8 protein-coding genes are annotated in these 9481 nt (G+C 68.3%); 5 read left to right on the top strand and 3 right to left on the bottom strand.

Annotated elements, in window-relative coordinates; all coding sequences use genetic code 11:
* The 4 genes from G3N96_RS35705 to G3N96_RS35720 form a co-directional block, all read left to right on the top strand.
* Nucleotides 1-458: HlyD family secretion protein (locus G3N96_RS35705; RefSeq protein WP_206140115.1), on the top strand; the 458-nt coding region annotated here is incomplete at its 5' end.
* Complete coding sequence (locus G3N96_RS35710; protein ID WP_206140116.1) at nt 455-1414, top strand: ABC transporter ATP-binding protein; 960 nt, start codon at nt 455-457, stop codon at nt 1412-1414. The genes G3N96_RS35705 and G3N96_RS35710, both read left to right, overlap by 4 nt.
* Nucleotides 1411-2565, top strand: coding sequence for an ABC transporter permease (locus G3N96_RS35715; RefSeq protein ID WP_206140117.1), 1155 nt, complete (start codon nt 1411-1413; stop codon nt 2563-2565). The genes G3N96_RS35710 and G3N96_RS35715 overlap by 4 nt, the downstream gene beginning before the upstream one ends.
* A 10-nt stretch (nt 2566-2575) precedes the next feature.
* Nucleotides 2576-4066 carry an efflux transporter outer membrane subunit gene (locus G3N96_RS35720; RefSeq protein WP_206140118.1) on the top strand — a complete coding sequence of 497 codons (1491 nt, stop codon included), beginning with the start codon at nt 2576-2578 and terminating at the stop codon, nt 4064-4066.
* 227 nt (nt 4067-4293) lie between these two features.
* Here the strand turns inward: G3N96_RS35720 and G3N96_RS35725 are convergent, their stop codons facing one another.
* Nucleotides 4294-5508 (bottom strand): porin, encoded by a 1215-nt coding sequence (locus tag G3N96_RS35725; protein WP_124577773.1) that lies wholly within the window; start codon nt 5506-5508, stop codon nt 4294-4296.
* A 490-nt stretch (nt 5509-5998) separates the two neighbouring features.
* Nucleotides 5999-7063 (bottom strand): phytoene/squalene synthase family protein, encoded by a 1065-nt coding sequence (locus G3N96_RS35730; protein ID WP_206140119.1) that lies wholly within the window; start codon nt 7061-7063, stop codon nt 5999-6001.
* A gap of 375 nt (nt 7064-7438) precedes the next feature.
* On the opposite strand from G3N96_RS35730, the gene G3N96_RS35735 reads away from it, so the two are divergent.
* Nucleotides 7439-8581, top strand: coding sequence for a glycerophosphodiester phosphodiesterase (locus G3N96_RS35735; protein WP_206140120.1), 1143 nt, complete (start codon nt 7439-7441; stop codon nt 8579-8581).
* A gap of 57 nt (nt 8582-8638) precedes the next feature.
* Here G3N96_RS35735 and G3N96_RS35740 read toward each other — a convergent pair.
* Nucleotides 8639-9481: rhodanese-like domain-containing protein (locus tag G3N96_RS35740; protein ID WP_277399475.1), on the bottom strand; the 843-nt coding region annotated here is incomplete at its 5' end.

Here is a 9481-nt window from a genome sequence, read left to right on the forward strand (position 1 = left end):
CGGGCCGCGCGCAGCAGGTCGCCGCGCAGGCCGCGCAGGTCGACGCCGCGCAGGCGGCGGTCGCCGAGGCGCAATGGAAGCTCGACCAGAAGCGCGTCGCCGCGCCCGCCGCCGGGCGCGTGTACGACACGCTGTACCGCGTCGGCGAATGGGTGCAGGCCGGCAATCCGGTCGTGCAGATGCTGCCGCCGCAAAACCTGAAGGTGCGCTTCTTCGTGCCGGAGGCCGCCATCGCCTCGCTCGCGCCGGGGCGCACGGTCGCGATCCACTGCGACGGCTGTGCGGCCGACGTGCCCGCGCGCATCACCTACGTGTCGAGCGAAGCCGAATACACGCCGCCCGTGATCTACAGCAACGAGAGCCGGACCAAGCTCGTGTTCATGATCGAGGCGCGCCCGGCCGTCGCCGACGCGCCGAAGCTGCATCCGGGCCAGCCCGTCGCCGTGAGGGTGCCGTGAACACGCCGCCCGCCCCGTACGCGATCGACGTCGATCGCCTGAACAAGCATTTCGGCGACAAGCACGTCGTGAAGGATGTGTCGCTGCGCGTCGCGCGCGGCGAGATCTTCGGCTTTCTCGGGCCGAACGGCAGCGGCAAGACCACGTCGATCCGGATGATGTGCGGGCTGCTCACGCCTGATTCGGGCAGCGGCACCTGCCTCGGCTACGACATCGTGCGCGACAGCGCGCAGATCAAGCGGCGCGTCGGCTACATGACGCAGCGCTTCTCGTACTGGGAAGACCTGTCGATCCGCGAGAACCTCGACTTCGTCGCCCGCGTGTACGGAATGCCCGACCGCAAGGCGGCCGTCGCGCGCGCACTCGACGGGCTCGGCCTCGCGAGCCGCGCGGACCAACTCACGGGCGCGCTGTCGGGCGGCTGGAAGCAGCGCCTCGCGCTGGCCGCCTGCATGCTGCACGAGCCGGCGCTCTTGCTGCTCGACGAGCCGACGGCCGGCGTCGATCCGGCCGCGCGCCGCGACTTCTGGGAAGAACTGCACCGGCTGGCCGCGCAAGGGATCTCGGTGCTCGTCAGCACGCACTACATGGACGAGGCCGAGCGCTGCCACAAGCTGGCGTACATCGCGTACGGCGAGCTGCTCGCGCAGGGCACGTCGGCGGAGATCGTCGCGTCGCAGGGGCTCGTGACCCGCGCGATCACCGGTGCGCATCTGAGCGAACTGTCCGCGCGGCTGCGCACGATGCCGGGCGTCGAGCAGACGGTCGTGTTCGGCTCGGCGCTGCACGTGAGCGGCCGCGATCGCGCGCGGCTCGACGCGACGCTCGCGCAGGTCGCGGCGCAAGCCGACGGGCCTGCCGCGCTGCAGGTCGCGCCGATCGACACCGGGCTCGAGGACGTCTTCATCTACATGATGGGCCGCGCATCCGGGCCGCCCGGCGGAGCGTCGTCATGAACGCGTGGACGCGCCTGCGCGATGCGTTTTCGGTCGCCCGCTGGTGGAGCATCGTGCTGAAGGAGTTCCTGCAACTGCGGCGCGACCGCGTGACGTTCGCGATGATCGTCGGCGTGCCGATCATCCAGCTCGCGCTGTTCGGCTTCGCGATCAACACCGATCCGAAACACCTGCCCACGGCAGTGATCGTCGCCGATGCGAGCCCGTTCGCGCGCAGCTTCGTCGCCGCGATGCGCAATTCCGCGTACTTCGACATCGTCGAGACGCTGCCCGACGAAGCGGCCGGCCGCCGTGCGCTCGCACGCGGCGACGTGCTGTTCGTCTTGAACGTGCCGGCCGATTTCTCGCGTCGGCTGCTGCGCGGCGAGCGTCCGTCGCTGCTCGTCGAGGCGGACGCCACCGATCCCGTCGCGACGGCATCGGCGATCGGCGCGCTGTCCGGCCTCGTGCAGCCGGTCGCGGACAAGGACCTGACCGGCCCGCTTGCCCACCTGAACGGCCGCCCGGCCGCGTTCGACGTCGTGCTGCACCGGCTGTACAACCCCGAGGGCATCACGCAGTACAACGTCGTGCCGGGCCTGATGGGCGTGATCCTGACGATGACGATGGTGATGATGACGGGCCTCGCGATCACCCGCGAACGCGAGCGCGGCACGATGGAGAACCTGCTCGCCACACCGGTGCGACCGCTCGAGGTGATGACGGGCAAGATCGTCCCGTACGTGCTGATCGGGCTGATCCAGGTATCGATCATTCTCGCGGCTGCCCGCTTCGTGTTCGACGTGCCGTTTGTCGGCGGCGCGTTCGCGATCTACCTGTCCGCGCTGCTGTTCATCGCCGCGAACCTGACGGTCGGCATCACGCTGTCGTCGCTCGCGCAGAACCAGTTGCAGGCGATGCAGCTCGCGGTGTTCTATTTCCTGCCGAACATCCTGCTGTCGGGCTTCATGTTCCCGTTCGCCGGGATGCCGAAGTGGGCGCAGTTCATCGGCAACCTGCTGCCGCTCACCTACTTCAACCGCCTCGTGCGCGGCATCCTGCTGAAAGGCAACGGCTGGAGCGACCTGTGGCCGTCCGTGTGGCCGGTCGCGCTGTTCACCGTCGTCGTGATGGGCGTCGCGCTGCGCTTCTACCGGCGTACGCTCGACTAGGTGCCGCACGATGAAACCGGCTTCGCGTCGCCCGTTCCCCGCCGCCCGCGGTTGCATGCTGATCGCCGCCGCGCTGCTCGCCGCCGGATGCGCGGTCGGGCCGGATTTCCACGCGCCGGATGCGCCCGCCACGCAGCGCTACACGCGCGGCGAGCCACCCGCGACGACGGCCGCCACCGCCGGACCGACCGGCGATGTGCAGACGTTCGCATCGGCCACGCATACTCCGCAGCACTGGTGGACGCAGTTCGGCTCCGAACCGCTGAACCGGCTCGTCGATACCGCTTGGCACAACAGCCCGACGCTTGCCGAGGCCCGTGCGCGACTCGACGAAGCGCGGCAGAACCACGCGGCCGAAGCCGGCGCGACGATGTTGCCGAAAGTCGATGCGAGCCTGTCCGCCACGCGCGAGCAGGTCGACACGACCGCATTCGGCCTGCCTGCCAACGTGCCCAGCCCGGGGCCGTTCACGCTGTACGACGCGTCGGTGAGCGTGTCGTATGTACTCGACGTGTTCGGCGGCAACCGGCGTGCGCTCGAAGCGCTTCGCGCACAGGTCGATTACCAGGCGTACACGCTCGACGCGGCGCGCCTGACGCTCGCGGGCAACGTCGTCGCGACCGCGATCCTGCGCGCGTCGCTCGCGCGGCAAGTCGCGCTCACGGGGCAACTGATCGACGCACAGACGCGGCAGTTGCACATCGTCGAAGCGCGTTTCGCGGCGGGTGGTGTTTCGCAGGCCGACGTGCATGCACAACGCGCACTGCTCGCGCAGACGCAGGCATCGCTGCCAGCGCTCGAGGCCCGCCTCGCGCAAGCGGGCCACCGGCTCGCGATCCTGCTCGGCGTGCCGCCGTCCGATGCCGTGCTGCCCGACCTCACACTCGATACGCTCGCGCTGCCGCGCACGCTCCCTGTCGCGTTGCCGTCGACGCTCGCACGCGAACGCCCCGACATCCGCGCGGCCGAAGCCGTGCTGCACCAGGCCAGCGCGAACGTCGGCGTGGCCGCCGCGAACCTGTATCCGCGCTTGTCGATTTCGGCGGGAATCGGCTCGGAGCGCACGCGCATCGCGGATCTCGTGAGCGGGCTCAATGTGTGGAATGTCGGCCTCGGGCTGACGCAACCGCTTTTTCACGGCGGTGAACTGCGCGCGAAGAAACGTGCGGCCGAATCGGCGTACGAAGCGGCGTTCGCGAGCTACCGTGAAACCGTGCTCGAAGCGCTGCAGCAGGTGGCCGACGCCATGCGCGCGGTCGAGCGCGACGCGGCTGCACTACAGGCCCGAGACACCGCCGCGCAGGAAGCGGCGGCCAGCGACAGGATTGCCGGCGACCGTTACGCAGCGGGCGGGATCAGCACGTTCGACTTGCTCGACGCGCAGCGGCAGACGCTTCAGACGGCACTGGACCGTACCCGCGCGCAGGCCGACCGGCTCACCGATACGGCGGCGCTGTTTCAGGCGCTGGCGGGAAGCTGGACGGATGGCGCGGCTAAGTGACGGGCTGGACGAGGTTGGCACGGGCCGGATGCTGCCGTCTGGAGGCCAGCGCCGCGTGAACGACGCGCTTGTCGGGCGCGGCTTTCGTCGCCCTCCGCATCCGGTCGATGCCGGCCGGTAACGGAACCGGCGTACGCGCCGCAATACGTACCGCGCATAAAAAAACCGGCCCGAAGGCCGGTTCTTCAACCGCATGCAGCAAGCGGCGCTCGCGCGCCGCGTGGCATTTAGAAGCGGTGGATCATGCCGACGCCGACGCCGATCTGGTTCTGCTTCGAACCTGCGCCCACGCCGTCGCCGATGGACGTCGTTGCAGCGATGATCTTGCCGCCGTTCAGCGTGTTGCCGCTCGAATGCTGGTAAGCCTCAACTGCGTACAGGCCCGTGCGCTTCGACAGGCTGTAGTACTGCGACAGCGTGACCTGGTGGTACTTGGCCGAGCTGGTGATGCCGTTCGACTGCGTTGCCGCCGTGTACGAGTAGCCTGCTGCGAAGTCCCACTGAGCGGCTGCCTTCCAGTGCAGCACGGCGCCTGCCGTGTTGAAGATGGCCGTGTTGCGGAACGCCGAACCCGTGCCCGGCGTGTACTGGACGTTCGAGTACGATGCCGAAATGTCCCATGCCGGCGTGAACTGGTAGCCCGCCGTCACGGCGATACGCTGTTGCGATTGCGCCGTGGCATAGCCGTTGTTGATCGACGAAACGGCCGGCTGGTTGCCGTCGCCCGATGCCGTCAGGCCGTTCTGGACCGTCGAGTTCGCGCCCCACACGCCGCCGCCGAGCGTCGCGTTGTTGACCTTCTGATAGCCGACCGCGATGCCTGCCGGGCCGTTCAGGTACTGGATCGCCGCGCTCCACGTCGAGCCGCGGTTCGTCGCGCCTGCGACGCCGCCGAACGAGTACGAACCGCCGACCGTGAAGCCGTAGAACTTCGGCGACATGTAGACGAGCGAGTTGTTCGCGCGGTAGCTCGTATCCAGCGAGTCGATATCGCCCGGGTGTGCGCCGTAGTAGCCGGTCAGCCAGGTCGTCGGGCTGTACGGCGACAGCAGCGTGTAGTACGCGGTGTACTGGCGGCCGGCCGTCAGCGTACCGTACGTGCTGTTGGTCAGGCCAACCCACGCCTGACGCGTGAAGATGCCGTTGGTCCACTGCGACGAGCCGTTAGCCGTGTTGACGCCGGCTTCCAACTGGAAAATCGCCTTCGTGCCGCCGCCGAGATCTTCGCTGCCCTTCAGGCCGAAGCGGCTGCCTGCCCACACGCCGGTGGACATTTGCACCTTCGAGTGACCACCCGTGGTCGCACCGACGGCCGACGAGTTGTTCTGCCAAGCCAGACCGTTGTCGACGATACCGTACAGGGTCACGCTGCTCTGGGCGTGGGCGGCGGTAGCGGCTGCGAGACCGACTGCCGTCATGGCGAAAGCGACGCGCTTTTTCATTGATTCTCCGTCCTCAAAGAATGATTTCTTTTCTGGTGTGGTTTTATGACTGACACATGTGCGAGTACATGCCGACGGGATTCTGACGGATTACCGATTATTTCCCAACACGTGCAGTCGGTCATCGTATGATCGACGCAACGCACGGGTTCACCAAGCGGTTACATAACACCTGAAAACGCTTACGCGGCGGGCTTGCCCGGCATTTCCCGGTGAAAACCCTAGCTTTACATTTTTACGGGTGCAACGCGACCGTCGGATGTCGTCAGATGCCTTCGGCTAAATACGTCTTACCAATGCGCGACCGTAGCTGACGCCACGACTCACGCCGCCGCGAAGGATCGCTGACGTTCATGACACCCACGTTTCGCGACACGAAATAATGAAAACGTTTTTAGTCGACACGTGAAGAAGCGGACGATGATGGCCCGGCGAACGCGGGCCGAGGGGCGATGCCGGCACCTGTCGCGCCGGCACCGTTCAGTGCGAATCAGCGCGTGGCCGGCTGCACGAGATGCGCGCTCACGGCATCGGCGAGCGCGGTCAGGCGCGCGCGAATCGCGGCGTTCGAGCCGACCAGCGCGAGCGACGACGCCATGATCCGGTAGACGCGCTTTCTCGGCACCTTGGCCGGCTTTGCCGGATCGAGCCACGCATCGTTGCCGGCCAGCAACTCGAGCGTTTCGAGGCCGATCATGATCGGCCACAGGCACGCGAGCCGCAGCCGCACGAAGCGGCGCGGGATCGTGAGCGTATACAGGCACGCGTCGCGATACTGGTCGAGCGTCACGCGCAGCAGATCGACGAGCACGCCGCGCGCGCGCGCCGACGCATCCGGCGCCATCAGGTCGGCGACGCCGAGCCCGTGCGCACCCAGCACGTCGTCGGGCAGGTAACACCGGCCGATGCGCAAGTCCTTCCCGCAGTCGCGCAGGATGTTGGTCATCTGCAGCGCCTTGCCGAAACGGATGCCCTTCTCGCACATGTCCGGCAGGTTCCAGCGGCGCGCGGCCGGCGTGTGCATGCCCGTCATGTCGGTCCAGAACTCGCCCACGCAGCCGGCCACGAGATACGTGTAGCGGTCGAGTTCGCCGCGCGTCGGCAGCGACACGACGCGCCCCGACTGCTCGTCGGGGAACGTGCGCAGGTCGAATACCATCCCCGCCGTCAGCGTCGCGACGACCTTGCGGATCGACGCGCGGTCGGCGTCCGGCTGCGTGCGCAGCAGCGCGAGCATCGGCTCGATCGAGCCGAGCAGCACGTGCTCGTGCGAATCGGTCTGCATCCGCGTCACGTCCTCGAGCGCCCGCGACAGCGCGACGCCGTCGCCGAGCCGCTCGACCTCGTCGCGCAGGTCGGTCAGCAACGCGGCCCGGCGATCGGGTGCGACGAGCGCCGTGTCGGCAATCGTGTCGGCCGCGCGCGCGAGCAGGTACGCGAGGCCGACCGGGTCGCGCATGCCGTCGGGCAGCACGCGCAGCGTCAGGTAGAAGGAGCGGGAAACGTTCTTCAGCAGGTCGCCGAGCAGGAAAGCGGAATCGGTTCGAGTGGTCATGGGTCGGGAAAAATCGGCCGGCGCGGGCCCCGGACGCACATGGGCGCCGGGCACCCGCGCCGGCCCGCGAGTCGCCGCATCGTCGCGCCAGGCGGGCGTCGGCCCCGGCGCGGCGATGCAAAATTCCCGCAAGTTTAGTGCATCCGGCGGCCGGCCTGCCCGAGACGGCCGGAATGCGCGTCACGCCAAGCCGCATTCAACCGCCCTGCCACCGGCATCGCGCCCCAAAAATAGAAAATGGAAAGGCACAAGTAATATATATGTAATTATTCAGTGCGACGATCGCGTCCCATTCGACTCCGTGCGACACGCCACGACAGCCGCACCGCCGGATCGATCGCCCCTTTCCGACTCTCGTTTCAAAGGTTCATCGCCATGCTCTTCAAGCGCCCGACCTCCCTGCGCTACGTCCCGTTCGCCTGTGCCGCCGCGTTCCTGCTCGCCGCGTGCGGCGGCGACGACGTCTCGTCCGATCCCACCCAGCCGATTTCCGCGAAGGTCCAGGTGGTCGGCCATCGCGGCGCGAGCGCGCTGCGCCCCGAGCACACGCTCGCGTCGTACCGCAAGGCTATCGAGGACGGCGCGGACGTGATCGAACCCGACCTCGTGTCGACCCGCGACGGGGTGCTCGTCGCGCGTCACGAGAACGAGATCTCGGGCACGACGAACGTGTCGACGCTGCCGCAGTTCGCGAGCCGCAAGGCGACCAAGACGATCGACGGCGCGGAGCTGACGGGCTGGTTCACCGAGGATTTCACGCTCGCCGAGCTGAAGACGCTGCGCGCCCGCGAGCGCATTCCGCAAGTGCGCCCCGCGAACACCGCGTACAACGACCAGTTCGAGATCCCGACGTTCGACGAGATCGTCGCGCTCGCGAAGCAGATGTCCGCGCAGACCGGCCGCACGATTCACCTGTATCCGGAAACCAAGCATCCGACCTACTTCCAGTCGATCGGCCTGCCGCTCGAGGACCGTCTCGTCGATGCGCTGCTGAAAGACGCGTACACGGCGCGCACCGCGACCGTCTACATCCAGTCGTTCGAGGTCGCGAACCTGAAGACGATCCGCAACCGGATCAAGTCGAGCCAGCCGAACTGGAAGCTCGTGCAGCTGATGGACGAAGCCGGCCAGCGCCCGTACGACTTCGTGAAGGCGAACGACAAGCGCACCTACGGCGACCTGTCGACGCGTGACGGCATGCGCGAGATCGCGACCTATGCGAACGGCGTCGGCCCGTACAAGACGTCGATCATCGCGGTCGCCGCGGACGGCACGCTGCAGCAGCCGACGTCGTACGTGCGCTACGCGCACGAGGCCGGCCTCGTCGTGCATCCGTACACGTTCCGCCCGGAGAACAACTTCCTGCCCGCGTCGCTGAAGGATGGCGGCACGCCGGCCACGCGCAACACGGCCGGCTCGGTGCGCGAAATCCAGGCGTACCTGCGCGCCGGCATCGACGGCTTCTTCACCGACGATCCGGCCGTCGGCCGCACGGCGGTCGATACGTTCAAGCGCTGACCGGCCCGCTGACCGGGCGCGACGCACGACGCGCCGCACCCGGTTGCATTGCATCGGTCAGATCACGTTGAAGTGATGCGTGCCGTCCCGCTTCAACTGATCGACCAGCCCGTACTCCCAGTCGAGATACGCCTGCATCGCGGCCGCCGCGTTGTCGGTGCCTTCGTATGGGCGCCGGTAGCGGTCGACGCGCGGTGAGGCCAGATGCGTCTCGCCGCTTTCGAGCGGCAGCCCGGCGTCGATCCATGCGGCCGTGCCGCCGGTGAGCACCGAGATGTCGGCCGAAGCCGGCAGCAGCGCGCGGGCATCGTCCGCCGCGAACCGCGCCAGCAGGCTCGACCCGCACGTGAACACGTAGCGCTTCGCGGGCGGAATCGCCGCGAGCGCGTCGCGCAGCTGCGCACGCACCGCGAACCACGCACCCGGAATATGCCGCTTCACGTAGTTCGCGCTGGCCGTCACGTCGACGATCGCCAGTTCGCCCGGCGCGGCCTCCTTCAGCCAGCCCGCGAGCGTCGCGGGCAAGATGTCCTTCACGGCCGGCGTCGCCGGCACGTCGCGCGGCGGCTGGCCCCGCTCGTCGAACTGCGCCTTACCGTCCTCCGGTTCGACCACCCGCACGTCCCAGCCCATCTGCGCGAGCCACGACGCGGTCATGTCGGCGCGCACGCCGTCGTCATCGGCAAGCACGATCCGCGCGCCGCGCACGGCCGCGTGATGGTCGGTCTCCTGCACGAGCTGGCCGCCCGGCGTGCTCAGGAAGCCCGGCAGATGGCCGGCTTCATATTCCTCCGGCGTGCGCACGTCGAAGCGGTACAACGTACGGCCCGGCGCGTCGAGCGCGGCGACGTCCGCGAGCGCGATGCGCGGCACGCCCGCGCGCTCCGCCGCCGCGCGCGC

The organism is Burkholderia sp. Se-20373 (assembly GCF_017104705.1).
Taxonomy (GTDB): domain Bacteria; phylum Pseudomonadota; class Gammaproteobacteria; order Burkholderiales; family Burkholderiaceae; genus Burkholderia.

Excerpts from the sequence above, each read along its gene's own strand:
- G3N96_RS35735 (WP_206140120.1), top strand. The coding sequence starts at position 7,439 with ATGCTCTTCAAGCGCCCGACCTCCCTGCGCTACGTCCCGTTCGCCTGT.
- G3N96_RS35715 (WP_206140117.1), top strand. The coding sequence starts at position 1,411 with ATGAACGCGTGGACGCGCCTGCGCGATGCGTTTTCGGTCGCCCGCTGG.
- G3N96_RS35720 (WP_206140118.1), top strand. The coding sequence starts at position 2,576 with ATGAAACCGGCTTCGCGTCGCCCGTTCCCCGCCGCCCGCGGTTGCATG.
- G3N96_RS35730 (WP_206140119.1), bottom strand. The coding sequence starts at position 7,063 with ATGACCACTCGAACCGATTCCGCTTTCCTGCTCGGCGACCTGCTGAAG.
- G3N96_RS35725 (WP_124577773.1), bottom strand. The coding sequence starts at position 5,508 with ATGAAAAAGCGCGTCGCTTTCGCCATGACGGCAGTCGGTCTCGCAGCC.